Below are 25,350 nucleotides of genomic sequence, written 5' to 3'. Positions count from 1 at the left end.
CTCTTGTCAGAGGCAACCCAATAGTTTCTATTTATTGCTTTTATACACATTCAGGCCAACCTTAACGTGCTCAGCGCCGGGGACGGAGACATTGCCTTCGGTTGATCCAATCGTGATGGACTTCCCTGATTTTGAAGGCCCAAAATCTTTTGAAATATCAACTTTCATCGTAAGAATCGTGCCTTCAAGAGTCATCTCAACATTTTTCATGCTAGTGGAGTATGGGCCTTTACCGCATGACCTTTTCTGTCGGCAGGGCCTGAGGCAAAACGAGGTGTATCAGGCTGTGGACGAAACCTGAGGATATTCCCATGAAATGGATCTCAATAACGGTGAGAAGTATCTCATTATTCTAAACAGAGCGGCTCGTAATTACCCGATCCATAACCACTAAAAAAGTGCCGGGACATTTGGCTGCCCAATGTCACATTCGATTCATTTGAATTTACCACACCGTCTTCAGCCCGGTGCCGGTCTCCTTCAGGGGAAGAGTCCGGGAAAACGTGTGCAGGGCTGCAAACCCGGTGCAGTGGCAGGCATGCAGGGATTCCAGGTTCAATTTCGCCAGGAAACGGGCTGTCTGTTCAATCCGTTCCTGATCGGCATGCATCAGGTGCAGGCCGCCGATAACCGACCGGATGCGGTCATCGCTGCAGACCCCCCGGGCATGGTCGATGATATTTGCGATACCGGAGTGCGAACAGCCGCTGATAATCACGAGGCCAGCGTCACTTTGGTAGGCAAGCGCCGAGTCATCGGTCAGGTGATCCGGTGCTGTGGTGCCATCCCGGAGTGTCACCTCTGCATTCGGGGCAAAAGCCTCCCATGCATGCACACGGGGAATCTCACCCAGAAAGACCAGACGGTCGGTGATCCAGACCGGTTCTTTTGCAAGCTGTACAGTTCCAAACCGGGCCAGGATATCAGCACTATAGAGCGTGCCGATCTCTGAATTGCCGGGACGCCTCCGGGGCAGATAGGCCCCCGGGTGGGAAAGAAAAACCGGTGGCCGGTGCCCAGTGCCCTCGGTCGTCTCATTCCCGAGTTCAGGCAGCAGCGCCTGCAGGCCCCAGGTATGGTCCAGGTGGCCGTGGGAGAATACCACATGCGTGGCCTCCGCCGGTTCGATGTCCATCCGGCGTGCATTATCCAGAAAAACCCCGGAGAATCCTGTATCAAAGAGCACCCGTGCATCCCCGTCCCGGATATATGCAGAGAAACCGGATTCCGAGAGGAGATAGCGATCGGTAAGGGCTGTATTGTCAGCCAGCAGTGTGCATTCCATCGCCATTGCTCTGATATTTGCCGGTCAGCACCTTAAAAGAGGGGTTTGGGCTAAACAACAATGGCCCCCGGGACAAACAAAACTCCGAAAGATAGCCGACTCCGTCAATATGAACAGAGGGAAGGCCACCATGTTCAGCGTATCTCCCGGTGGAAAATGGATCCTGAACCATCCCTGCATTTACCAAACCAGGAGCCATACGGCCCCGTTCACGGCATCATAAAGACCGAAGAGACTGACATCGCCCCAAAGCAGACGAGGATGAAGATGATAATATACAGGAGGACGTGGTACAGGTGCATCTCACGAAACGGGACGGCGCCGGCGTTCTGCCGCTGGGCAGTCCGATAGGCATCATATACACCGGCCCCGAGGATGACAATCCCGGGGACCAGAAAGAAGAAGAGGCCAAAAATCGTAGCCACCAGTACAAGGAGCCCTTTCCTGTACTGACCGTTATAGACCTGCCCGAAGCCGGGGAAGAAGAATGAGAGAACAACTGCTGCATGCACATTCTTCTGCGGCGGAAGAGGGGCAGAATCCTTCCATTCCCTGCAGGACGGGCATAGCCCGGTCATTCCTTCGGGAAGAGGGTGCCCACATTCGGGGCATACCGGTATATTCTCTGGCATCTCTTCTCCACCCCATATCTCTGATATCCTCCTATCGCCCTCACAGCAGGTATATCTTTCTCCAAAAAACGCCCCTCTGCGCCTCAGACAACCCGATACCCGGAATGAGGAATCAGCATCTCAAAGCGTGCCCCATCACCAGGCTCTCCGCATTCACGGATTGAGATGCCGGTTATTTCCAGAATCTCGCGTGAAAGAAAGAGGCCAAAACCCGTGTTTTTTCCATAACCACGGGAAAATATCACCTCCTTGAGCTCAGCGGGAACACCGCAGCCATCATCTTCGAGCGTGAGTATCCCGCCGTCCCGACTATCCATAAAGCCGATTGAAACAGTCGTGGTCCCATCCCCGTGGCGGATCGCATTGTCGATGAGGTTAAAGATAACATGCCCGAACATGGGATCTGCATACACCTTCAGCCCCTCACATTCACAGGAAAGCGTCAGCGTGCCGGCCCCGGATCCAAGCTCGCGAGCTGCCGAACCGGCAAGAGGGCAGACTGCCTGCCATTCCGGATCTGCCTCACCGAGCCCCTGATATTCCTTCGTGAAAAGAATCTGCCGTCCAATAGTTTCCGCAGACGATATCATCCGCCCGATAGTCTCCGCAAGCCCGGAGTCTTTGTCCAGATACCCATCCAGCTCCAGCAGTTCACCGGCAAGCATAATGGCACTAACCTGATTGAGGACATCGTGGCGGGTAACCGAAGCGAGCAGATTCAGTTTCCTGCTTGCCCGTTGAATGGCGGCCCGGTAATTGGTGAGATCGGTGATATCAATATTGACCCCCCCAATCGCTTCAGCGGTTCCGTCAGGAGCAATATCACCCACCCCGCACATCGTCCGTATCCATCGCCATCCGCCTCCGGGAACACTCATACGAAACCGCCCCTCTCCTACGGGTTCGCTCCCTGACAACAGAGACTCAACCATACCACGGAAGACCGGCAGATCATCAGGATGCATCCTCATCTGCAGGTACCTGAACATATCTTCCGTGCCGGAAAAACGGGTATCCGGGGCAAATAAAACCCCTCCATCGGATCCAATCACCATTCCGCCCGGTCCCGAACGACAGTACCAGGTCTCAATATCCGCACCCTCCACTGCCATATGCAGGTGGTTCCGGTGCTCCCGGAGTGCCTGTTCCAGTTCACGTTCACGGGTGACCTCAATTGCGGACTCAATCACACCGAGGACTTTTCCATCCCCCCAGCTGACCGGATGACACTGCACCTGCCAGATACGGCGTTCGTTGTCAACGATCTCTGATGTTCGCACTGTTCTTTCGGGAGCAGTCCCGGAGAGCGTCAGAGGACAGCCATGGCAAGGGGTGGCATTGCCGTGCAGGAACTCATAGCAGTGCACCGGGCCGGAAACATATGTGACCTCGGCATCTTCCGGCTGCCTGTTGACCCAGAGAACATGCATATCAGGATCAAGAAACATCATGGTCCCGTACATCCCCGACAGGTCCTGCAAAATGGCGTTCATATCACTTGCGAAGCCGAGCACATCACGTGCGGTCACAATGCCCACCGGAATGCCCTCCTCTTCCACCACAATGCGCCGGACAGTATGCCGGATCATCAGGTCAGCGGCCTCACCAACCGTTCCTTCACTGCCAAGGGTGACGACCGGTGACGACATGATTGCAGAGACCGGAGTCGTCCCCGGGTCTTTTCCGGCTGCGACGACCTTGCGGGTGAGGTCCTGTTCCGTGATGACTCCCCGGAGTGCTCCATCGGCCATGACAAGACAGCTCCCGCACAGGCGTTCTGCCATACTGGCCGCCGCCGTGGCGGCCACGGTCTCCGGGGAGACACAGACCAGATCCTTCGTCATGAGGGTCGTTATCCGTACGCAGGAGGCAATGGTGATTGGCCGGGATTGATCTTCAGGTGACATAACAGAGTTCGCTCGTATATATTCAACCATTAGCCCGTGTCCTCATATATACCGTTCTGTAACGGAAAGCCGTCCATCCATCCAAAAAAGTGAGGCTTTTTTCTCAGGCATGCCTGATACGGGTATGATCTGATATCTCAGAACTGATGGTGCAGAGATCACGCACCGAAAAGTCATGCACATCATGATGGCCGCAGAGCCGGGCAAAATCCTCAACTTCCGTTCGTGTGGCGGCAAAGAACCGGGCAACACCCTCCGCTGCACGCTCAGGATCCACCCGTGCACGGAGGTCAGGATTCTGGGTGGTCACCCCCGTGGGACAGTCACCGGTGTGGCAGATGCGATACTGATCACACCCGGCAGCGATCAGGGAGGCAGTGCCCAGTGCTACTGCATCTGCACCAAGTGAAAGACCTTTTACGATATCTGATGAGATACGGAATCCACCGGTCATGACAAGAGAGATGCCCTTCACCCCGTGGTCGTCCATATATCTGCGGGCACGGTCCAGGGCATAGATCGTCGGGACGGCGGTCGCATCCTTTACAGCCTTCGGTGCCGCCGCCGTTGAACCCGGCCGCCCGTCAATAGTGATGAAATCCGGCTCCGCAGCAATCGCCACCTCCAGATCTCCTTCAATATCACCTGCAGCAAACTTGATGCCGATGGGCCTGCCGCCCGAGACATCCCGCAGATAATCCACCTTCGTCTTCAGGTCTTCCGGAGAGCGGATATCTTCAAACCGGGCGGGACTCAGGATGTCATGCCCTTTGGGAAATCCCCGGATGGCGGCGATCTCTTCTGTCACCTTCGCACCGGGCAAAAAGCCCCCCATCCCCGGTTTAGCCGACTGGCTTATTTTGATCTCAATTGCGTCTGCTGTCTGCATATATTCCGGGGTGGCACTATAGCGATTCGGGATGTACTCAAAGATATACCGGTGGGCCTGCTCGAACTCGGCCGGAAGAATGCCACCTTCCCCGGAGGAGCATGCAGTCCCCGCACGGGCGCTCCCCCTTGCAAGTGCGATCTTTATTTCGCGGGAGAGGGCCCCGAATGACATGTGGGTGACATAAAAGGGAACTGAGAGGACCATCGGCTGCCGTGCGTTTGGGCCGATGACCGTCTCCAATGCCACCGGTTCGTCCGGGTTCAGGGGCAGGCGGCGGAGGGCCGCTGCAATGATGAGAATTTCATCCCATGAGACCATCATACGGGCGGTCCGCATCGGTTCGATGACCGGCTGTCCGGTCTGTGCCATTGTCTTAATTTGGACAAAGTGGGGTTCAATATAATCAGGCGACCGGCAGATATGGGCCGCAGGATCTGCCTCCACCGGTTCGGTCCGGTCAGCCTTTGTTGCAGCACCTGGTTTCTTCTTCAGATGGGTTTTATCGGATACACAGACCGGACAGGTCCAGTCGTCCGGCAGGTCCTCCGGCGCTACCCCGGCTGGTATCCCCCCCTCAACAGATCCCACTTCATCATCATACTCAAACGAATGACAGACATCACACATATACCACGACATATCCACCCTCCTTACCCGCATGGCGGGTTTTTGAATACTCTTTTTCCCTGCCATGATTAGTCTTGCGGCCCCGGGCCCTCCGGGAGTGCACCCAATCAGGCCGGAAAAATGATGAAAATTGCCAAAAGACCGGATGAAGCCTGTCAAAGCTGAGATACTCCAGAACGTACAGGACACCGTCAGAGTTCCGGCAAATGGCTACAAGAATCGAAAAATATGGTGTGGGTGACCCGGGTATCCGGATCATCCGATGGTCTTTTTATCGCTCAGGATATCGCTGACCAGCTTCACGGCACAGAGATCCCCGCACATCGAACAGGTTTCGATCTCTCCGTCCCGTTCATGAATACGCTTCGCATGCTCCGGGAACATTGCAATAGAAAACTGCCGTTCCCAGTCAAGGGCACGCCGGGCATCGGCCATCTGCCTTTCCCCTTCGGTGAACCATTTTTCCGGGCGCCGGGTGGTGTCACCGATGTGTGCGGCAAGTTTTGCCACCCGTGTCCCTTCCTCGATATCTGCCAGGTCCGGCAGGGCGAGGTGTTCTGCCGGTGATACCATGCAGAGGAAGTCAGCACCGGCCATCGCGGCAATCGACCCGCCGATGGCGGCAGAAACATGGTCATATCCCGGGGCAATATCTGTGACCAGTGGTCCCAGAAGGTATAACGGAGCATGTTCTGTGAGTTCTTTTATCATCTTCACATTGTAGGTGATCTGGTCAACCGGCATGTGGCCCGGCCCCTCGATCATCCGCTGGACACCCTGTTCCTGTGCCCGGGCCGCAAGAGTGCCGAGGGTGAGATACTCCACCGTCTTTGCCTGCCGGCCGGCATCGACAACCGCACCGGGGCGCATCCCGTCTCCGAGGGAGATGCAGACATCCTCCTCTTTCAGCATCTCCATCAGGTAGTCATACTCTGCATAGAGGGGATTCTCCTCACCGGTCGCGTCCATCATCGCCAGATGAAAGGAACCGCCCCGTGAGACAACACCCATCACCCGCGGGTCACGCCGCAGAGAGGCGAATGCATCACGATTGACACCGCAGTGGAGGGTGAGAAAGTCCACCCCGTCACGGCAATGGTCACGGATGGTATTGAAGAGGATGTCTGCGGTGATATCAGAGGCACTGCCGGCACGGCGCACCGCATCGTAAATAGGCACGGTGCCGACGGTGGTATCAAGCCCCAGAATACTCCGGCGTATCGCCTGAAGATCTCCCCCCGTGGAGAGGTCCATCAGGGCGTCTGCACCGTTTGCCAGCGCCGCCTCTCCTTTCTTCAGTTCAAGTGCCGGGTCACACCGGACACCGGAGGTCCCGATGTTCACATTTACTTTTACCCGGCAACCGGACCCGATGGCACAGAGACGGTGTTCACGCTGTGGATTTGCCGGGACGACAATACGTCCCCGCACAACATCACGTGCCATCTTTCGCCCATCGAGTCCCTCTCTTCGGGCCAGTGCCTCAATTTCATCCGGTACTCCGGAGAGGCACTCCCTGATAAGGGTCTGCATAACAGACATTTGGTAGTGCATCCTTATTATCTTGCATGCAGGTGAGATGGATTCCGGGAGAAGGCTACTGGGCAAACGCCTATCTCTGCGGAGAAGTGCTTGTAGACGCGGGCGTAACCCCGATGCAGGTTGAGGCCTATGCCTCAGAAATATCAACGATTGTACTGACCCACTGCCATTATGACCATATCGCCCACGCCCACCATATCGCATATATGTGTGATGCAGAGGTCTTCATCCACGAGGCAGACGAACCCGCCCTGACCTATGGGCGTGCAGAGACGACGCTCTCGTTGATGTTCGGGGAACGCTCTCCCGCCGTGCCGCTGACAGGCACCCTCGAGGACGGCGATACAATCGGCGGCCTGAAGGTGATACATACACCCGGCCATACACCGGGTTCCATCTGCCTCTGGGACCCGGAGGGTGAGAACCTCATCTCCGGCGACACGGTCTTTGCCGACGGCGGGGTTGGGCGCACCGACTTTCCCGGCGGGTCACAGGAGGAACTGGTCCGCTCCCTCGACCGGCTGGCGGCATATGATGTGCAGGGACTCTGGCCGGGCCACGGGATGCCGGCAAAAGAGAACGGATTCCGGCATATCGAAGCGGCACGCCGGATGATCGGCTATTACTGAAAGAGAACGCAGAAAACATCCAAAAAGAGACGGGAGAGTAAAAGAAGGCGGCAGCAATGGCGGAAAAAGGCATTTACTGCCTCATCCTGAAGACCAGTGGGGCAGCGCTTCCGGTGGGTGCACTGGGTGAGACCAGATTCCCCGCCGGATGGTACATCTATGTGGGTTCGGCCCTCGGTCCGGGCGGGCTTGCACGGGTGGACCGCCATATTCGTGTGCATCAGGGGGATGCAGACCACCGGCCGCGGTGGCACATCGACCGCCTGCTCACAGACACCCGGTTTGTGCTCACGGCAGCGGTCTGCGGCGAGACCACAGAACGGCTGGAATGCACCCTTGCCCACCTGCTCGGAGGAGAAGGGGTCCGGGGATTCGGGTGCAGCGACTGCCGGTGCACCACACATCTTCTGTATCGGGATACTGAGCCGCAGGCAGAATGCTGCCGTGCCCTCAGCGCCTGTGGGTGCAGGCCGGTGGTGATTACTGTCGCCCCTGAAACAAACGATCATTTAGTACGGACATAACGCTGAAATAAGTTGAATTCGACCTACCAGTATGAAAGTTCTGGGAATCTCAGGGAGCATGCAGCCAAACGGAAATACCGCCTATCTTGTCAGGAAGATCCTTGAAGCAGTAACTGAAGCAAACGCAGAAGCGACCTGTGAATTTATCTCACTCGGGGGCCACCACATCACCCCGTGCACCGGGTGCCTCCAGTGCAGGGAGAAGAAGGAGTGCGTCATCACGAATGACGACTGGGGAGCTGTCGCAGAGAAGATGGTGGAGTGTGATGTGCTTGTCATCGGCACTCCGGTATACTACTACGATGTCAGCGGACAGCTGAAGAACTTCATTGACCGGACATACTCCCTCTGGCACGACCGCAGGCTCTCCGGCAAATATGTGGTCACCGTAGCCGTGAACGGTGACTGCGGGGCAGACCGTGCCCTTGAGACACTCGAGGGATTCGCGAATGCCCACGAGTTCGTCTATGCGGGATCTGTTACCGGCAGGGCATCTCTGCCGGGTGATATCATCGGTGACACAGCCGCATGTGAGGCCGCAGTTAAAGTCGGACAGAAGATTGCCACGCTGGGATAGCATCATGCCGGCGGCATCTGCCCATCTTTTTTTCAACACATATCGCGAGATGTAAACCTACAGAGCGCTCAGATACTGTCATGTATTACCGGAGGCCCTGAGCATGACCGCAGAGAGACTGACTGAAATACCAGTTCTGCCGGGTGAAAAACAGGAGGAATGCCTCCGGTTCTTTGCCGCACGCGCAGCGGAGGATCCGTTCTCTGCGGTCCTGTGTCTGCCGACAATACGCCTCGCCTCCACCCTGCGTGACCGGATGAACAAAGAAGGCATCCCCCATATCCCTGCCCTTGCAGGAACACCAACTGACGTGGCAAAAGCCATCCTCTCCCGGACTGCACCAGACCTGCGCATCATTCCCGCAGAAGAGGCGCGGGTCATCCTGCACCAGGCCATCCGGGCCCATCCGGGCCGGGGCATCCTTACCCCGGGCGGAAAGGAGGGAGGACAGCGCCTTGTTCAGGACCTCTCCCGCCTCTTTGGGGTGCTGGCCGAACGGGGCATTGACTATCCCGCCTGCCTCGGCACCGGGGCAGGAAAGAAGAGCCGGGTCATCGGCGATATCTTTGCAGACTACCGGGCACGTCTGGAGGCGGAAGGGGCGGTGGACACGCCTTCGGCCTGCAGCGCCGCAGCTGACGCCCTTGCCCGCTCTCCGGTACGGTTCTCCGGATGCATCTATGGCATCCACGCACCCCTGCCGGAGACGGAACGGTTCCTCCGGATGCTCACCGGGTGCGGCGGTTATTGGGCCGTCTTCACTCCAGCCGGGGCAAACCCGGCTATATTCGGGCCGGAAATACGCCCGCCGTCAGGAGCAGGAGACGGGCCCGAATGGCTCTTCTCCGAAACCGCCGCCCTCACCCCCCCGGTGCCGTTCTCCTGCGGCACATTTCCTGACCGGCGGAGTGAATTCCGGGCAGTAGCCCAGCAGATCACCGGGCTCATCCATGCCGGCACCCCTCCGGGGGATATCGCGGTCGCCCTGCCCGACATCCGGGCGGAGGAGGCGCGTCTTTCAGCGATATTTGCCGACTTTGGCATCCCTGCGGCTTCTTCTGCCACCCTGCCGCTTGCACAGGAGCCGCTTGTCCAGGCCCTCCTGCTGCCCCTTCGCATAGCCGCAGAAGGCTATGAACGCCAGGCTGTCGTGCAGCTCTTCTCCCAGCCGTTCTTCCGGTTCAGTGACGCAGACAACCGGATCGTCTCCGGCAGCGAAATAAACCACATGGCCTGTCAGGCCGGCATCAGGGCCAGTGCAGCCCGCTGGGAGGAAGGGTTTGCCCGCCTGAAGGAGCGTCTGAGAGAAGAGACGAAAAAACCGGATAATCCCCCGTACAGGCAGGAAGCCGCCGCTCGTGATCTTGAGGCAACAGAACGGGCAGAGTATGCGGTTGTTGCCCTCATCCGTGACCTGCGGACACTGGAGAGGCCCAAGCCGATGGCAGAGCATATTCAGGCACTCAGGAACCTCTACGCCCGGTGGGATGCCCCCCGCCTTCCGCCGGCACCTGATGCAGCCACAGAAGAACGCGAGAGAACAGCTCTCCGTGAATTTCACCGCCTGCTTGACCGGATGGCGGGCACTCCAGGACGGGAGGGCCCACAGGTGACCATCCGCGAGGCGGCAGCCGTCCTTCTGTCAGCCGCAGCAGAGGCACGCCCCGAACATGAACCGGAGCCGGATGCCGTCCAGGTCTGCGGTATCCGTGAACTTCAGGGGCTGCATGTGCCGGTGGTCTTCATAGCCGATCTCACCGACGGACGTCTGCCTGATATTCCCCCTCTTCTGCCCTATACCACCGAACAGGAGGAGCGGGCGATGGGCACGATGCGGCGTCGGGAGAAACTGCGGGAGGAGCGCTACTACTTCCTCGCTGCCCTCCTCTCTGCCGGTGAGGCCCTCTGGCTCAGCCACGCAGAGAGTGACGGAGGAGTGCTCATCCCCTCCCCCTTCTATGCCACCGCAGCTGACACGTTCCCGCACGCAGACTGGCAGTGCACGGTCATGCCTGCATCAGGTGAGAGCAGGACGGAACGGGCCGGGCGTGCGGTGAGAGACGGCTTTTTGCCCCCGTCAGGATGGCTCCCTGACGGTATCACTGCTGAGTCCGTGGCCGCCCGCATCACCGCGGAGGAGTATCACCGCCACGGCACCTGTGACTCAGCCTTTGACGGCATGCTTCACACTGATCCGGATATCCCCGGCATGCTTGCCGAACGCTACCCCGAAGAGACCGTCTGGTCGGCAACCACGCTGGAGGACTATGTCACCTGCCCCTTCCGGTTCTACCTCCGTCATGTGCTGGGCACAGAGCCACTCCCGGAGGAGGAGAGGGATATATCAGCCACCGCATACGGTACCATTGTTCATGAGGTCTGCCAGCTCTTCTACCGGGAATGGATGGCGGGCCACCCCGCCGGCCCGGGACCGGGAGAGAGGGAGGAGGCGACGGTTCATATCCTCGCACAGGCAGAGACCGTGCTGGCCCGGTACACCCGCCCCGGTGCCGCATGGGAGGCGGGAATGGAGGCCTTCCTCGGCACGGACGGGGCAGGGCCGGGGCTCTTTGAGGAGTTCATCCTGCAGGAGACAGAGACACGGGCGTCCCCCTTTGTGCCGTCCCTCTTTGAGGCAGGATTCGGCACGCAAAACCGCCCGAACAGTATCCACGATGCGCCGGTGGCACTGGATGTGCCGGAAGAGGAGATACCCCTTCTCCTCCGGGGATTCATCGACCGGGTGGACCGCATGGCGGACGGGACCTTTCTGGTAACAGACTATAAAACGGGAAACCACCCAAAACAGACCGATATTATCGCAGGAAACGCACTCCAGCTGGCACTCTATGTGCGGGCCCTTGAGGTGATCTCCGGTGCTGCCGGGGCAGGAGCGTCCTATTATGTGATGAAGCGGCGGGAGGTGGCAAACAGTGTGGTGGTGCATGACGAATGCTATGCAGACCTCCTCGCACCCTACCATCCAAAACGGATGAAAAAAGACGCACCTTCCTTCCCTGAGATCATCAGCCATGCGGTGGCTGCAGCCGGACAGGCCACAGCAGGCATTCGTGCCGGGAGGTTTCCGCTTGCAGAGGATGCGGAGAAATGTCCCGGCTACTGTGAATATTCCCGGATCTGCCGCAATGGCATCCTCAGAAGCCTTGAAGCGCACCGCACGGGAGAGGAGGCATAAATGCCGCCCCAGCGCACGCCGATCCAGGAGACTGCCATCACCTGCACGGGCAGCCTTTGTGTAACGGCCGGAGCGGGGACGGGGAAGACCTATGTCCTCGTCAGCCGGTATCTGGACCTCCTCGAACGGGAGGGGGATGAGCAGGCAGGTGTACAGGAGATTTTAGCCCTCACCTTCACCGAGAAGGCGGCAGCCGAGATGAAGGACCGTGTCCGGCAGGCACTTTCAGCGGCAGAGGGGGAGGAGGCCGCCCGCTTCCGCGATGAACTGATGTGGGCCGGCATCTCCACCATCCATTCCTTCTGTGCACGGATTCTGCGGGAATATGCCCTTGAGGCTGGACTTGAGCCCGGATTTGCCGTCATTGAGGACTATGAACTCACGGAGATGATGGACGAGGCACTCTACCGCCTTCTCTACACGCCCCTGCCCGATCCGGTCAGAACAGCAGTCCTCACCTGCCTCCGAACCTTCGGCATATGGCAGGTGCAGGAGACCCTCACAGCCCTTTATGGCCAGCGCTGGGATGCAGAGCAATTCTTTGCCCGCGTCAGAGATGCACCCGAGGCACTGACTGCTCTCTGGAGGGAGGCTGTAGAGGCCGAACAGGCAGATATCTGTACACAGTTCTTCGCCTCACCTGCGGGAGAGGCCGCAGCTGTCCTCGGGGAGCTTGCCACCGCCTTTGCAGGAGAAGAGGATGCCGGTACCCGCTACCTCGCTGAGGCTGCCCCCAGCCTCAGGGCACTCGACCCAAACCAGCCCGCACAGACCTGCCGGGCCCTTGCCACCCTCCTCTCCTGCAAGGGAAGCCGCAGTATGGGGAGTGCGAAGATCTTCGGGAGGGATGGGAAGAGACAGCTGGTTACCGCATACGGTGCCCTGAAGGAATGGGGGGACGGCATTGCAGAGGGGCTGCTGACGCTAACCGTATCCCCGGACGACCCGGAGACAGCAGAGACCATCCGCACGCTACAGGCGCTCGGGACAGTCTTTTCCTGGTTCTCGCATTCAATCGGGCGTCAGAAGGCGCAGCGAGGGGCGATTGACTTTGGCGACATGCTCATATCCACACGGACCCTGCTTGCCGCAAACCCGGCGGCACGGGACGGCATCGCCGCCAAGTACCGTGCGATCATGGTGGACGAATTTCAGGACACCGATCCCCTGCAGGCCGCCATCATCTCTGATATCCTCACGGCCGCGGGGAAAGAACGGTCCCTCTTTGTGGTCGGCGACCCGAAGCAGTCCATCTACCTCTTCAGAAACGCTGATGTGACGCAGTTCAAGGCAACACGCGACCGCATTCTTGCAGAGCGGGGGGGACGTGAGGTGGCGCTGGACACCAGTTTCCGCAGTGCACCGGAGATTATCGGCCTCGTGAACACCCTCTTCTCCGCAATCCTCGGCGCCGACCGACTCCCATGGGAGTTCGGCTATGACCTTTTGGGCGTGACCGAGAGCAGAAAGGACCATACCGGCTCTGCTGAAATTCTCATTACCCCTTCCGCGAAGACCAGCACAGAACGCCATCTTGCCGAGGCAGAGGCAGTCGCGGCGTGGCTCGCGGATATGGTCAGAAAGCAGCGAAAGATGGTCTACGAAAAGGACACCGAAGGAGAATGGCATGAGAGACCGGCCGGATTCGGTGACTGTGCGGTTCTCATCGAGACACGGAGCCGCCTCCACCTCATCGAGGATGCCTTCCGGCGGGCCGGGGTGCCCTACCAGGTCCACGGCGGCACCGCCTTCTATGAACGGCAGGAGGTACGGGACTGTGCGGCAGTGATCGCCTTCCTTGCCGATAATGACGATGACATTGCCCTGTACGGGGCCCTCCGATCTCCTTTCTTCGGTATCTCTGACGCAGAACTCTTCCGTGCCGCAGGCGGACGGGCCAGGGGACTCTTCTCCCGCCTGAAAGCGCATGCGAACGGCCCTGCCGCAGATGCCTGCCGGATGCTTGACCGCTGGCAGGCGTATGCACGCCGGGAGCCTCCGTCAGCACTTGTCACCCGCATCCTCCGCGAGTCCGGCATGTATGCTGTCTGCGCCGGACAGGACAATGGCGACCAGAAGACCGCCAACCTCCGGAAAATAACAGAGATCGCCCGGTCCCGTGAATCTGCCGGCTGCTACGGATTCGACGACTTTGCCACAGACCTCGGACAGGCGGTGCGGGACGCTCCGAAAGAAGAGGACGCACCCCTGCCAACAGCAGATAAGGACGCAGTCGCCGTGATGACCGTGCATGCCTCAAAGGGGCTGGAGTTCCCGGTGGTTGTTCTGCCCTTTGCCAATGCAGACAGTGGCGGCCGGAAGAACGGAATGGTCTTTGAGGAGGGGCTGGGCCTTGCCACAAAGATTTCAGGACCAAACGGCCCGGTGGATGCCCCGGTCTCCCTTCTGATCCGTCACCGGCGCAGGCAGAAGGAAGCGGCAGAGGCACGCCGCCTCTTCTATGTGGCGGTCACCAGGGCCCGTGACCATATCCTCTTCTCCGGGACCATGCCGGATATGGAGATGGTCGCCCTCGGCCCGGATGCCGGGAAGACACGGATGCACCGGATCTTTGCCGCCCTCGGCATCACTCCGGGCAACGTCTCTGCAGGGAGCACCGTCTGCACCACACCTGACAAGCGGGAGTGGCTGATTCCCATTATTACAACAGAGGAAAGGGGCATGACCATGGCTGCATCACCGCCGCCGGTGCCGGTAACGGCCACCAGTCCCCTCCCCGCAGACAGGACCGATGCCACATGGATGACCCCCCCGCTTCCTGACGCCGCACGGTCACGCCCCCCTTTGCCCGTGACCGCCATCCACCGGTATGCCTCCGGGAAGGGTGAAGAGGGACCGGATCCTGTACACCTCCTGCAGTCCGGAAAGAGGGATAATGGTGCCGCACGGGAAGGGGACCTGCTGCACGCCGTCTTTGCCGGGATGGCTCCCGCCCGTGCCTGCATCCTCCACGGGTTCCCGGCGGATGCGGCACGGGTAGCTGCCTGTGAGGAGGCATACCGGCGGTTCTGCTCCCACCCGGTCATCCGTGAGAGCACCTGGCACCAGTGTGAGGTTCCCTTTGTCCACCGCTTTGGAGATGTGATGGTCCGGGGCACAATCGACCGGATCATCCGCAGAGCGGACGGGCAGTATGTGGTGATTGATTACAAGACCGGCCCGGACCCGGGAGAGAGGTCCTGCCGGGAGGAGTATCTCATCCAGCTCGCCGTCTATGCCGATGCCGTTCGTGCCCTGACCGGTGCAGTACCGGAGACCTGCCTTTACTATACCCGGACCGGAAGAATGATCCACGTGACTCCCGATCCGGCAGCGGCACAGGCGGCGGCAGTTGAGGCAGAGAGGTACCGATGAAAAAGAGGTAATTTGGGCCAGATACAGGCAGTTACACCCATATTTCATTTTATAACCGTGAATACAGAGAAATCAACCCAAATCACCATTTTTCGTTTTATTCAGAGAAATAATCTGCATTTTTTATCAGAAGAATCCCGTTTTCTTCATAAATAAGAGAGTTGCAGACTGGCATAAACAAAAATATCGCATATATACCTTCGCCAGACACACCCAATACTTTTTTATTGTGAATACCACCAACATATATTTATTTGCATTCCACACAGAAGATATATAATATTTCCACCCTGATGTAAGGGCAGAGTTCACATGTCAACAAATCCCGATCTCTTTGCTGACCGCATCCATCATTCCGTCAACCGCTACAGTGAGGATGAATATGATGTCCTCCGGTGCCGCCTTTCAAAAGAGTGTGATGCCGTCTTCGCTGACCGAAAGTTCGTCCAGAAACTCAACTCATTGTTTCAGGAATAAACCCGCAAACAGTGACCCCCCCTTTCTGTACTGTAATGATCTGTTTTTCAGCGGGTAGCTATTTTCATCCTGAAGCACCGCCCTTAATCTCTTCTCTCGTGCATACTGATATCATAACGGCTACAACGGCAGGAGGAAAGAGAGTGCATACCCGGTTTGCATACAATGCGATATCTGTGGCAGGGAGACGCCCCAACAATGAGGATGCGTGGGGAGCACACTGGTTTGGTGAAGTTCTCTTCTGTGCAGTGGCAGACGGCATCGGCGGCCAGCCGGCGGCGGATGTGGCATCATCCTGTGCTGTGCAGGCATCAGAAAATGTGGTCACCCGGGCCCTTGCCGCAGGCGGCTCTTTCAACGGCCCGGCAATTCTTATGGAGGCGCATGCCCGTGCGGATGCTGTGGTGAAGGCAGAGGCCACGGGCCCGCGGAGTGGCATGGGTACGACTCTCACGACCGCACTCTTCTCAGAGGGCCGCCTCACCGCCTGCAATACCGGCGACTCACGATGTTTTGTCGTGCGAAGCGGCCGCCTCATCCCGGTAACGCGGGATCATTCCCTTGTGCAGGAGCAGATTGATGCAGGCATCATCCGTCCGGACGAGGCATTCGGCCACCCGCAGAAACATATCATCACCCGGTCCATCGGTGCCACCTTTGCTGCCGATGTGACAGAGACTCCGCTTTTTCCCGGGGACTGTGTGATCCTCTCGACAGACGGCATGCATGATGCCCTGACCCCGGACCGCATCGTCCATGAGGTGCAGGGAAAGACGGCCCGTGCGGCAGCAGTAGCACTGCTCACTGCAGCGGCTCCCGTGTCTGATGACAATATTACTGTCTGTGTGGTCACCGTCTCCGCCGAGTCAACATGAGATATTTGATTCAGGAGAGTGATTCATCTGTTTTCCAACATTGTTATCACCAAAGAAAGAGTATTCTTCTTCCGGAGGTACGGCCATGAAGACAACACTGTATTACTTTACCGGGACCGGCAATTCCCTCTGGGCGGCGCGGGAACTTGCCCGCCACATCCCGGACACAAAGCTGGTGCCCATGGCACGGCTGATACATGACGGGGGGGAGATTACCGCACCGGAAGGGAGAATTGGATTCATATTTCCGGTCTATATCGGAGGCCCCCCACTTCTTGTCGCTGAATTTGCCGAAAAAATAGATCTGACCGCCGCAGATGGGATCTTTAGCCTTGTGACGATGGCAGGGGCGGGCGACGGGGCATGGAAACGGCTGAACAATATCCTTAAAAAGCGCTCACACCCGATGAACGCAGCATACAGTGTGAAGACGCCTACCAATTACATGCTGCTCGGGGACGTGCTTCCCGAAGATCAGGAGATCGATGTAATCGCAACCGCACGGTCCGATATTGAGCGGATTGCAGGGAAGATTAACCGCGGAGAGAGCGTATTCGAGAAGGGGCCTTTCCTGATGAATGTTTTCAACGGCGCCCTCTATCCGTTTCTGAAGGGCCAGCTGCGGGCGCAGGGCGCACGGTTCAGAGCTGATGAGAAATGCAATAACTGCGGCACCTGTGAACTGGTCTGCCCTGCCTACAACATCACCGTAGCCGGAGTAAACCCTCCTGATTGGGGAAATGCATGTGAATCATGCTTTGCCTGCATCAACTACTGTCCCCGGAGTGCCATCCAGTCAGGAAAGAAGACGGCATCACGGGGCAGGTATCACCACCCGAATGTGAGCATCAAAGATCTCATGGTGCAGAATGGACGGGAATAACCGGGCACCCCCCGGTAGTCTTTTTGTGGATGCCTGCAATACTCCCGATATACGTAAGAGGATGAGCATATGCCGGAGACACCTGTTCGTGAATTACAAGGAACCGACTGGGAGGAGACTGTAGAGAAGAGCAGCCTCCCCGTTGCGGTGATGTTTTACAGCCCGACCTGCCCTCACTGCAGAACAATGGAGCCGTATTTCCGTGATTATGCACGGGAGTATGCGGGAAAGATGCTCTTTGTCCGGCTGAACCTGGCGGAGAACCCATGGATCGGAGAACGCTACGGCGTAATGGCAACTCCCACCTTCGGGTTCTTCTGCGCCGGAAAACCGGTGCAGAGCTTTTCCGGTGCGGTATACCCGACAATCCTCAAACAAAGGGCTGAAGACGTGCTTCTGCATGGCGCAGAGTGTGCTGAGAAATCATCAGCGGTGGATTACGAGATCAGCGGATATGCATAACACCCCCCATCCGCGACCTCAGGCACAGACAATAATCCATTTGTAACGGACAGGAGAACAGGTATATATGGAGGAGTGCCCGTGCCAGTGCAGATTCTCAGCCGGTACAGCCTGGCTGCATACCCACTGGCAGTATGGAACTCCATTCCTTGCCGTAGATACGATATTTTTTCTGCTGCTCTTTGTATACCCGGAAGATACACCAATATTCCGGATATGGATCTGCCTGCCGGTCTATTTTGCCCATCAGTGTGAGGAGTATCTCTGGCCGGGAGGGTTTATGGCATTCATTGCAGCATATACGCTGCACCGCAGCCGTACCCCCTGCCATGAGTAAGATCACCTATGCCGGAACCGCTACAATTATGCGCACATGAGTAAAATAACACTTATTGCATTTACAGGAGATAGTGTAACAGTTATGAAACTCTGCATACCAATCAGTGAAGATAAAGGGCTTGAGAGTATCCCATATGGCCATTTTGGGTCTGCGCCGGCATTTCTTCTGGTCGAGACCGAGACCGGAGAATGCGCACAGGTACCACCTACAAGCTCTACCCACGGCCAGGGAGGCTGCGCACCGGCAGGGGAACTGGCAGAACATTCTGTTGATGCAGTTCTTGTCGGCGGAATCGGCAGGGGGGCCATTATGAGCCTCAACGGTGCAGGAATAAAAGTATACTGCGCCATACCCGGCACAGTCGGAGATAATGTTCAGGCACTGAAAGACGGAAGACTCGGGGAGATGGATCCCTCAGGCGCCTGTGCCGGCCACAGCCACGACGGTGGCGGCTGCTGTTAAGGGAAGCTTCACAAAGTCCCGAACACGTTCAAACTGCACATCCCTTCATCAGGATGAGGGTTCCCTCATCCTGTCTCCCGGGCATCCGACCTGCATCACAACCCATAACCCGCTCTTCTGCCATACTTGATCTGAATATATTCCATGCCGCTTTCTGATGCCACCACAGTCCTGAGGCAGTACTTCGGATACAACTCCCTGTACCCATATCAGGAGGAGATCATCCGTGCCCTTGCAGACGGGGAGGACGTCTTGGGCGTGATTGCAACCGGCGGGGGAAAATCCCTCTGCTACCAGATACCGGCACTGCTCTCCGGCGGTATGACAGTCGTCATATCACCGCTGATCGCCCTGATGAAGGATCAGGTGGACACGCTCCGGGAATGCGGGGTGACTGCAGCCTGCATCACCTCACTGCAGGACTACGCCGAACGGCGGGAGACTGAGGCGGCAATCGCACGGGGGGAGGTGCGGGTGCTCTATGTATCCCCCGAACGGGCGGTAAAGACAGAATTCTTCTCCCTTCTGAGGAAGGGGCAGGTCACCCTTATTGCGGTGGACGAGGCACACTGCATATCCCAGTGGGGCCATGAGTTCCGGCCGGAATACCGGGAACTGGCCCGCCTCATCCGTGAATTTCCCCAGGCACCTGTGGTGGCGCTGACGGCAACCGCCACCCCTGCCGTGCAGACAGATATCATCGCACAACTCCACCTCCGCCGTCCCCGACAGGTAACCGGAAGCTTCTACCGCAAAAATCTCCGGTATGAGGTCAGGCCGAAGAAGGACACCAGGGGAGCAATTCTCTCCTATCTCCGGGACCACCGGGATCAGGCAGGAATCATATATTGCCTTTCCCGCAAAGGCGTGGAAGATCTGGCGGCCACCCTCCACCGGTCCGGGATCCGTGTCCTGCCCTACCACGCCGGACTCACCCGGCAGGCACGGGAGGCAGCACAGGAAGCATTTGTTCGCGACCGGGTGCAGGTCATCGTTGCAACGGTCGCCTTCGGTATGGGAATCGACAAGCCGGACGTGCGCTTTGTCATCCATCACGACCTTCCCCGGTCGCTTGAGCATTACTATCAGGAAACAGGGAGGGCCGGGAGGGACGGTGACCCGGCGGACTGCATTCTCTTCTATTCGCCCGGCGACCTGCACCGGCAGGCATTCTTTATCCGGCAGGAGTCATCTGCCGCCCGGCAGCGGGCGGAATATACGAAGCTTGAGGATATGGCCGCGTACTGCGAGGAGCACCGTTGCCGTCAGGCGATGATTCTGCAGTATTTCGGCGAGGAGCTCCCGCCGGGCGGATGCGGTGCCTGTGATGTCTGCTGCTCTCCGCGGGAACGGTTCGACGGCACGGTAGTTGCCCGGGCAGCCATCACCTGTGTGCAAAATCTGGAGGTCCCCTGCGGGAGCAGCCACCTCACCGATCTGCTCCGCGGGGCGAATACAAAGAAGATCCGTGAACTGGGACAGGAGGATACCCCCGGATACGGGGCAGGAAAGAGATATTCAAAGGATGAATGGCGTTCCTTTATCCGTGAACTCATCCGTCTCGGCTATTTGGAACGTGAGAGCGGCACCTATCCGGTGCTCAGGGTGGGGGAGGCAGGCAGGGAGCTTTTGGCCATGGGAAATAGTGCGGAAAGCGTCATTCTAACCCGGAAAAAAGAGGTTCAGACCCGGCAGGAAGAGCCTCAAGACCCGGTCTTCCTCCGGCTGAAGGGGCTGAGGCGGGAGATTGCAGACAGGGAGGGGATTGCCCCGTATATGATCTTCTCTGATGCGACACTCCGGGCGATGGCCACGTTACGGCCGGACAGCGATGCGGCATTTCTTTCCATCAAAGGGGTGGGCGCCGCCAAACTGAAGCGGTTTGGCCCGGAATTCATGGCGGCGCTGAAACCCGCAGATACCGGAGCTGACGGGTCGGTGTCAGAGACGCTGCGCCTCTTCCGTGCCGGGTGCACGATGGCAGAGATTGCAGAGAGGCGATCGCTCACCCCGGATATCTGTGGCGCCCATCTTGCTGAGGCAATCGAGAACGGGGAGCCCGTGGAGATAGACGACCTCGTGCCCCCCCACCGGCAGGCAGCCATCCGGGAGGCAGCGGCACAGGAGGGAACAGCAGATCTCCGGCGGCTGAAGGCTGTGCTTGGCGAGCGGTTCACCTATACCGATATCCGGCTCACCTGTGCCATGGACCGCCGATATGCCGGGCGATAGGGAGAAGGGCCGCCTGCAACAGGCAGACAAACCGGATACTGCGGCCTCACTGACAGGAAAATGAAAGGGAACGCCATATTTTTACCGGAGTGAAGGCATAGTGTCTTTCATGACAGACGAGAATATCATCGTTGGAGGAACAGCATTTGTCTGCTCCGTCATCCCCGCAGGCCCGGTCAATATTGTATTTGCCGCAAACGAACACGGCCTTGTTGGTTGTGGTGCTATTGATGTGGCGGCTTTGGGAGGTTTCGGATACGCAGCGGCCCGTATCCGTCCGCCTGAGGGGCAGACATCAGTCGCAACCGCAGACGACCTTCTCCGTGGAATTGTCAAAGAGGCAAATGCCGCCGCAGAACAGAGAGGTGTCCGGGTTGGGATGACCGGCGAAGAGGCACTCGCCCTGCTGGGATAAAAACCGCCGGGATTCCCACAGCCCAGTCCCATATTTTCCCCGTCCGGGGATTATTTTCCCTCATCCCTGCAGACCGGGTGTTCAGACCGTGCCTGCAGGGCATCCTTTGCAAGCCGAAGATTGGTGTATGCAAGTGTTGACAGTTGTCCTGCCACAAGCCAGAGCAGATAAAGAATCTTTTCGAATGTGTCAAGAGGCATTGTCTCCATCCGGTTAAAAGCGGCGACGAGAGCATCTTCATCGGCACCGATTTCCCGGGCATATTGGGCCACCTGATCCGGTGTGACATCCATCGGATTGCTCTGCCCGATGAACCAGTTGGCAATATGCCTCCCGCCGACGACGATTGGCGCACTCGCATCGATGAACCCAATGCCATGGCATGCGGCACAGGTGGGTTTCATCAGGTCGTGTGCCTCTTTTCCAAGCGTCCGATCTGAGATTCTGCAGTTATGTGCGCCTTTTTCGGTACTGCGAATTATGGTACAGACCTCACAACCATTGCTCAGCCGCGTAATGGGATGGCCTTCCGTATCGGTGATCACGGATGCCACATTGCAGGCGTCTGCAAAGGCATCCTGAATTCGCTGGAGAACATCGGGGGGAATAAGTTCAGTCAGCTCCGGTTCCGGGACATCTGAGGTGGGGGTGAGAAGATAATCAACCTGTACCTGCAGGCGTTTTTTGCTTGCTTCCAGTTCATGATGCGTACTCACAAGCTCATCCTGACTCGCCAGAAGCTCCTCATATGCCGCCTCCATCTCCCCATAGGCAGCCTTCAGTTCATCCTCGGTATTTTTCCGTTTGACAATTTCCCACAGACCATTCATGAGCAGGGTTATCTGCCGGACATCAGCATCGTCATACCCGGTTTTTTTATTGGCAGCACCGGCAAGAATGACAATCTTTTCTTTGTCAAAGATTGGGACACCCAGATACCGGGTCAGATGCACGTGCCCTTCCGGGAGTTTTTTCCGATTCCTGACAGCAGCCTCAAAATCATTGACAATGGTGACCTGCCTCGTGCGAACCGCATCCCCCCAGATGCCGGTCTCTTCCAGCGGGTATTCTTTCTGCTGCTCTTTGATCCTGCAGTCCTTCAACGACTGCTGTGACCAGCTGTATATCGAAAGGCAATCCTCATTCTCACTGACAAAGGCGATGTAGCCATACTGGCTCCCGGTGATCCGGGTGATCTCCTCAATCGCATAGTCCATAAACTCATGAAACGGGAGGATGGACTTCTCGTAAAAATCCACCAGGGCCTCCAGACGCTGCTCATCGAGCCAAAGCTGTTCATCGGTCTTTTGCTTCTCAATGGCGAGATTTAGCTTGTGTATGAGTTCAGCAAATTGTGCCTTTGGGTTTCCCCCTTTCTGGAGATAATAACTGGCACCACTGTTTAATGCCTCAATCACGACATCTTCCCTACCCCTGCCGGTAAAGATGATGAACGGAAGATCAGGAGAGTACGTGCGTACCGCCTTTAAAAACTCAATCCCGTTCATCCCGGGCATCTCATAGTCCGAGACGATTGCACTGTATGCATGGCTCTGGATCAACCCAAGTGCTTCTGATGCAGAACCGGCAGTATCGACAGAAAAGGCGCCGGATCGTTCCAGAAATATTTTTGTTATCTCGAGGAGCGCGTCTTCATCATCGACATACAGGATTGAATTGGTCACACTATCCCCCAAAGAGCGGTAAATGTGAATTGCTGTTCACAATGTAAATAATATTCGATTATTTCCAGCCAAAAACCAATTTTTGAGAGATTCACGGAATTCATTCAGACAAAATTCGATTATCGAAACGCCTGCATTCAGCTCACTTCCCGCAGGTCACCCCTGAACACGGGTATTTTTTGTACTCCCCACCTGTAGGCTCCCCCCCACACGGTTCAACCTGAAGGGCACCCGTTGCCAGCCGGACATTGACGTAAACAAAGGTAGAGAGTGATGCTGCCGCGATCCAGAGCAAATGCAGAATTTTTTCGAACTGATCAAGTGACATCACCTCCATCTGTTCGAAGGCGCCGAGAAGTACATCCTCATCCGCCCCAATCTCGCGAGCATATGCCGCAACGCGGTCCTCCGTCACCCCCATCGGATTACTCTGCCCAATGAGCCAGTTGGCAATATGTCTCCCGCCGATACAGACAGGTGCACTGGCGTCAACAAACCCGATCCCGTAGCATGCCGCATAGGTGGGTTTCATCATCTCACGCGCCTTTTTCCCGAGCATACAATCAGAACGTCGGCAATTTTCTGCACCCATCTCTGTACTGCGGATGTGCTGGCAGACTGTACAGCCATTGCTCAGTCGGGTGATGGGGGTACCATTGGTATCAGTGATCATGGATGACACATTGCAGGCATCTGCAAAGGCATCCTGAATCATCTGGAGATCATCAGCACTGATAAGATCGGTCAATAACAGGTCGGGGGCATCTGATGAAGGGCTCAGCAGAGAGTGTATCTGCCCCTGCAGGCGATTCCTGCTCTCCTCCATCTTAGTATAGGCATCCCTGAGTTTATCCTCGGTTATTTTCTGTACGACTATCTTCCACAGGCCGGAGATGAGCAGGGTTATTTGCCGGACATCAGCTTCGTCAAAGGGGGTTTGTTTGTTAGCGACACCGGCAAGGAGAACAGCCTTATCGCTATCAAGGAGAGGGACACCCAGGTAACGGGTGAGGGGGATATGCCCGTCCGGGACCCGTGGCGATCCACCGGGAGTGGCGGCAAAATCATTGATGATGACGGGGCGTCGCTCCCGGACAGCATCGGCCCAGAGCCCGGTATGATGCAGTGGAAAGTCTTTGTTCAGTACTGGAATCCGGTTGTCCTTCAATGACTGCTGTGACCAGCCGTACATCAAAAGCCCGTCCTCCGTATCGTTCACGGAGGCGATGAAACCATACTGGCTGCCGGTAATCCGGGTGACCGCTTCAATTGCATACTCCATAAACTCAGGAAACGGCATATCAGACATTTCATGGAAATCAACCAGTGCCTCCAGACGCTGTTCATCGAGGCGCAACTGCTCCTCAGTCTTTCGCTTCTCTACCGCGAGAACGATTTTATGCGCAAGTTCTGCGAACTGTGATACCGGATCCCCGCCTTTCTGGAGATAATAGCTGGCCCCATGGTTCAATGCCTCAATCACGACATCTTCACGCCCCTTGCCGGTAAAGATGATGAAGGGCAGGTCGGGGTACACGTTTCGAACTTCCTGCAGGAATTCGATACCGTTCATCCCCGGCATCTCATAGTCCGAGACAACGACGGAGTATGTACCGTTACAGAGCATGTTCAGCCCATCAGCTGCACAACAGGCAGTGTCAACCGTGAAGGGACCTGCCTGTTCCAGAAAGAGTTTTGAGATCTCCAGCAATGCTGCTTCGTCATCGACATACAATATTGAATAGGCCACGTAATCCCCCAATAGGCATTCATTGTGAAAATCCGTCAAAATAGTATATAATAATTCTTAATTTGAAGAATAAAACAAATAATCGAGGGTTATTTTGAATGCCAGCACATAAATTTTGTGTAGCACCATGAGGACACAATATGACCGGCAAAAAAAAATAGTTCATATTTCCAGCAGATAAACCCCGTTCCGCTTCATATTACACGAACATGAGGGGTTTTTCGTTTGATACGTTTCAAAGCAATTTTTCACCGGATTGCCCGGTTCAATTCTGCCTCAATGCTCTCCCAGTCATTTTCTGTCAGCACCCGGGATACATTCTGCAGGAAATCCCGGTCTGGCAAACGCATATCATCCCCCCTGATTGGCAAAACGGTTCGAATATCTGCTCCTGTGACATCCATGTACTCTTCCTCCCGTACGATGATTCAGAACGGTTATGCTTTAAGTAGGTTGGTACCGGGGATCTGAATTCCTGAGCGTTTTAGTCAATTTAACTGGTAGAATCCCCGGTATTCAGGTTTATTTTCTGGCAGAGGATAATCCATCAGGATGAACGGAATACAAGAGACAAAAAGAGGAA

At 56.9% G+C, this 25,350-nt stretch carries 21 protein-coding genes; 13 read left to right on the top strand and 8 right to left on the bottom strand.

What is annotated here, in order from left to right:
• Positions 1-27: 27 nt before the first annotated feature.
• The 6 genes from L1S32_RS10080 to thiC form a co-directional block, all read right to left on the bottom strand.
• On the bottom strand, positions 28-210 hold the full coding sequence (locus L1S32_RS10080) for a hypothetical protein (RefSeq protein ID WP_278154971.1): 183 nt from the start codon (positions 208-210) through the stop codon (positions 28-30).
• 235 nt (positions 211-445) lie between these two features.
• On the bottom strand, positions 446-1,285 hold the full coding sequence (locus tag L1S32_RS10075; protein ID WP_278154970.1) for an MBL fold metallo-hydrolase: 840 nt from the start codon (positions 1,283-1,285) through the stop codon (positions 446-448).
• Positions 1,286-1,494: 209 nt separating this feature from the next.
• The gene (locus L1S32_RS10070; protein ID WP_278154969.1) at positions 1,495-1,917 is read right to left on the bottom strand and encodes a DUF5683 domain-containing protein; all 423 of its coding nucleotides are present in this window, start codon (positions 1,915-1,917) and stop codon (positions 1,495-1,497) included.
• Between the two features lie 83 nt (positions 1,918-2,000).
• Positions 2,001-3,824: a CBS domain-containing protein gene (locus tag L1S32_RS10065; protein ID WP_278154968.1), complete on the bottom strand. Its 1,824-nt coding sequence runs from the start codon at positions 3,822-3,824 to the stop codon at positions 2,001-2,003.
• A 103-nt stretch (positions 3,825-3,927) separates the two neighbouring features.
• Entirely contained in the window at positions 3,928-5,355 is a 1,428-nt protein-coding gene (locus tag L1S32_RS10060) for a glutamate synthase-related protein (protein WP_278154967.1), read from the bottom strand.
• A 243-nt stretch (positions 5,356-5,598) separates the two neighbouring features.
• A complete protein-coding gene (thiC, locus tag L1S32_RS10055) occupies positions 5,599-6,885 on the bottom strand; it encodes a phosphomethylpyrimidine synthase ThiC (protein ID WP_278154966.1) in 1,287 nt (428 codons plus the stop codon).
• 26 nt (positions 6,886-6,911) lie between these two features.
• Here thiC and L1S32_RS10050 point away from each other — a divergent pair, with 26 nt between their 5' ends.
• From L1S32_RS10050 to L1S32_RS09990, 13 genes are all read left to right on the top strand, one after another.
• Entirely contained in the window at positions 6,912-7,514 is a 603-nt protein-coding gene (locus tag L1S32_RS10050; protein ID WP_278154965.1) for an MBL fold metallo-hydrolase, read from the top strand.
• Between the two features lie 56 nt (positions 7,515-7,570).
• Positions 7,571-8,038 (top strand): GIY-YIG nuclease family protein, encoded by a 468-nt coding sequence (locus L1S32_RS10045; RefSeq protein ID WP_278154964.1) that lies wholly within the window; start codon positions 7,571-7,573, stop codon positions 8,036-8,038.
• Between the two features lie 31 nt (positions 8,039-8,069).
• The gene (locus L1S32_RS10040; RefSeq protein WP_278154963.1) at positions 8,070-8,615 is read left to right on the top strand and encodes a flavodoxin family protein; all 546 of its coding nucleotides are present in this window, start codon (positions 8,070-8,072) and stop codon (positions 8,613-8,615) included.
• A 103-nt stretch (positions 8,616-8,718) separates the two neighbouring features.
• Positions 8,719-11,811, top strand: coding sequence for a PD-(D/E)XK nuclease family protein (locus L1S32_RS10035; protein ID WP_278154962.1), 3,093 nt, complete (start codon positions 8,719-8,721; stop codon positions 11,809-11,811).
• Entirely contained in the window at positions 11,812-15,186 is a 3,375-nt protein-coding gene (locus L1S32_RS10030) for a UvrD-helicase domain-containing protein (RefSeq protein ID WP_278154961.1), read from the top strand.
• Between the two features lie 312 nt (positions 15,187-15,498).
• Positions 15,499-15,663 (top strand): hypothetical protein, encoded by a 165-nt coding sequence (locus tag L1S32_RS10025; RefSeq protein ID WP_278154960.1) that lies wholly within the window; start codon positions 15,499-15,501, stop codon positions 15,661-15,663.
• 143 nt (positions 15,664-15,806) lie between these two features.
• Positions 15,807-16,538, top strand: a complete 732-nt coding sequence (locus tag L1S32_RS10020; protein ID WP_278154959.1) for a protein phosphatase 2C domain-containing protein — start codon at positions 15,807-15,809, stop codon at positions 16,536-16,538.
• Positions 16,539-16,623: 85 nt separating this feature from the next.
• Positions 16,624-17,421 (top strand): EFR1 family ferrodoxin, encoded by a 798-nt coding sequence (locus tag L1S32_RS10015; protein WP_278154958.1) that lies wholly within the window; start codon positions 16,624-16,626, stop codon positions 17,419-17,421.
• 69 nt (positions 17,422-17,490) lie between these two features.
• Entirely contained in the window at positions 17,491-17,883 is a 393-nt protein-coding gene (locus tag L1S32_RS10010; RefSeq protein ID WP_278154957.1) for a thioredoxin family protein, read from the top strand.
• Positions 17,884-17,950: 67 nt separating this feature from the next.
• Positions 17,951-18,220 (top strand): hypothetical protein, encoded by a 270-nt coding sequence (locus L1S32_RS10005; protein WP_278154956.1) that lies wholly within the window; start codon positions 17,951-17,953, stop codon positions 18,218-18,220.
• A gap of 84 nt (positions 18,221-18,304) precedes the next feature.
• On the top strand, positions 18,305-18,685 hold the full coding sequence (locus tag L1S32_RS10000) for a NifB/NifX family molybdenum-iron cluster-binding protein (protein WP_278154955.1): 381 nt from the start codon (positions 18,305-18,307) through the stop codon (positions 18,683-18,685).
• Between the two features lie 144 nt (positions 18,686-18,829).
• Positions 18,830-20,917, top strand: a complete 2,088-nt coding sequence (recQ, locus tag L1S32_RS09995; RefSeq protein ID WP_278154954.1) for a DNA helicase RecQ — start codon at positions 18,830-18,832, stop codon at positions 20,915-20,917.
• Positions 20,918-21,026: 109 nt separating this feature from the next.
• The gene (locus tag L1S32_RS09990; protein ID WP_278154953.1) at positions 21,027-21,332 is read left to right on the top strand and encodes a YunC family protein; all 306 of its coding nucleotides are present in this window, start codon (positions 21,027-21,029) and stop codon (positions 21,330-21,332) included.
• Between the two features lie 50 nt (positions 21,333-21,382).
• Here L1S32_RS09990 and L1S32_RS09985 read toward each other — a convergent pair whose 3' ends face one another.
• Together L1S32_RS09985 and L1S32_RS09980 are read right to left on the bottom strand one after the other, a co-directional pair.
• Positions 21,383-23,017 carry a PocR ligand-binding domain-containing protein gene (locus tag L1S32_RS09985; protein WP_278154952.1) on the bottom strand — a complete coding sequence of 545 codons (1,635 nt, stop codon included), beginning with the start codon at positions 23,015-23,017 and terminating at the stop codon, positions 21,383-21,385.
• Positions 23,018-23,159: 142 nt separating this feature from the next.
• On the bottom strand, positions 23,160-24,767 hold the full coding sequence (locus L1S32_RS09980; protein WP_278154951.1) for a PocR ligand-binding domain-containing protein: 1,608 nt from the start codon (positions 24,765-24,767) through the stop codon (positions 23,160-23,162).
• Positions 24,768-25,350: the final 583 nt, after the last annotated feature.

The sequence above is a fragment of the Methanogenium sp. S4BF genome (assembly GCF_029633965.1).
Taxonomy (GTDB): domain Archaea; phylum Halobacteriota; class Methanomicrobia; order Methanomicrobiales; family Methanomicrobiaceae; genus Methanogenium.
Note: the sequence above shows the minus strand (reverse complement) of the source record. Positions and strands in the feature narration are given on the sequence as shown.

Excerpts from the sequence above, each read along its gene's own strand:
- L1S32_RS10080 (WP_278154971.1), bottom strand. The coding sequence starts at position 210 with ATGAAAAATGTTGAGATGACTCTTGAAGGCACGATTCTTACGATGAAA.
- L1S32_RS10075 (WP_278154970.1), bottom strand. The coding sequence starts at position 1,285 with ATGGAATGCACACTGCTGGCTGACAATACAGCCCTTACCGATCGCTAT.
- L1S32_RS10070 (WP_278154969.1), bottom strand. The coding sequence starts at position 1,917 with ATGCCAGAGAATATACCGGTATGCCCCGAATGTGGGCACCCTCTTCCC.
- L1S32_RS10065 (WP_278154968.1), bottom strand. The coding sequence starts at position 3,824 with ATGTCACCTGAAGATCAATCCCGGCCAATCACCATTGCCTCCTGCGTA.
- L1S32_RS10060 (WP_278154967.1), bottom strand. The coding sequence starts at position 5,355 with ATGTCGTGGTATATGTGTGATGTCTGTCATTCGTTTGAGTATGATGAT.
- thiC (WP_278154966.1), bottom strand. The coding sequence starts at position 6,885 with ATGTCTGTTATGCAGACCCTTATCAGGGAGTGCCTCTCCGGAGTACCG.
- L1S32_RS10050 (WP_278154965.1), top strand. The coding sequence starts at position 6,912 with ATGCAGGTGAGATGGATTCCGGGAGAAGGCTACTGGGCAAACGCCTAT.
- L1S32_RS10045 (WP_278154964.1), top strand. The coding sequence starts at position 7,571 with ATGGCGGAAAAAGGCATTTACTGCCTCATCCTGAAGACCAGTGGGGCA.
- L1S32_RS10040 (WP_278154963.1), top strand. The coding sequence starts at position 8,070 with ATGAAAGTTCTGGGAATCTCAGGGAGCATGCAGCCAAACGGAAATACC.
- L1S32_RS10035 (WP_278154962.1), top strand. The coding sequence starts at position 8,719 with ATGACCGCAGAGAGACTGACTGAAATACCAGTTCTGCCGGGTGAAAAA.
- L1S32_RS10030 (WP_278154961.1), top strand. The coding sequence starts at position 11,812 with ATGCCGCCCCAGCGCACGCCGATCCAGGAGACTGCCATCACCTGCACG.
- L1S32_RS10025 (WP_278154960.1), top strand. The coding sequence starts at position 15,499 with ATGTCAACAAATCCCGATCTCTTTGCTGACCGCATCCATCATTCCGTC.
- L1S32_RS10015 (WP_278154958.1), top strand. The coding sequence starts at position 16,624 with ATGAAGACAACACTGTATTACTTTACCGGGACCGGCAATTCCCTCTGG.
- L1S32_RS10010 (WP_278154957.1), top strand. The coding sequence starts at position 17,491 with ATGCCGGAGACACCTGTTCGTGAATTACAAGGAACCGACTGGGAGGAG.
- L1S32_RS10005 (WP_278154956.1), top strand. The coding sequence starts at position 17,951 with ATGGAGGAGTGCCCGTGCCAGTGCAGATTCTCAGCCGGTACAGCCTGG.
- L1S32_RS10000 (WP_278154955.1), top strand. The coding sequence starts at position 18,305 with ATGAAACTCTGCATACCAATCAGTGAAGATAAAGGGCTTGAGAGTATC.
- recQ (WP_278154954.1), top strand. The coding sequence starts at position 18,830 with ATGCCGCTTTCTGATGCCACCACAGTCCTGAGGCAGTACTTCGGATAC.
- L1S32_RS09990 (WP_278154953.1), top strand. The coding sequence starts at position 21,027 with ATGACAGACGAGAATATCATCGTTGGAGGAACAGCATTTGTCTGCTCC.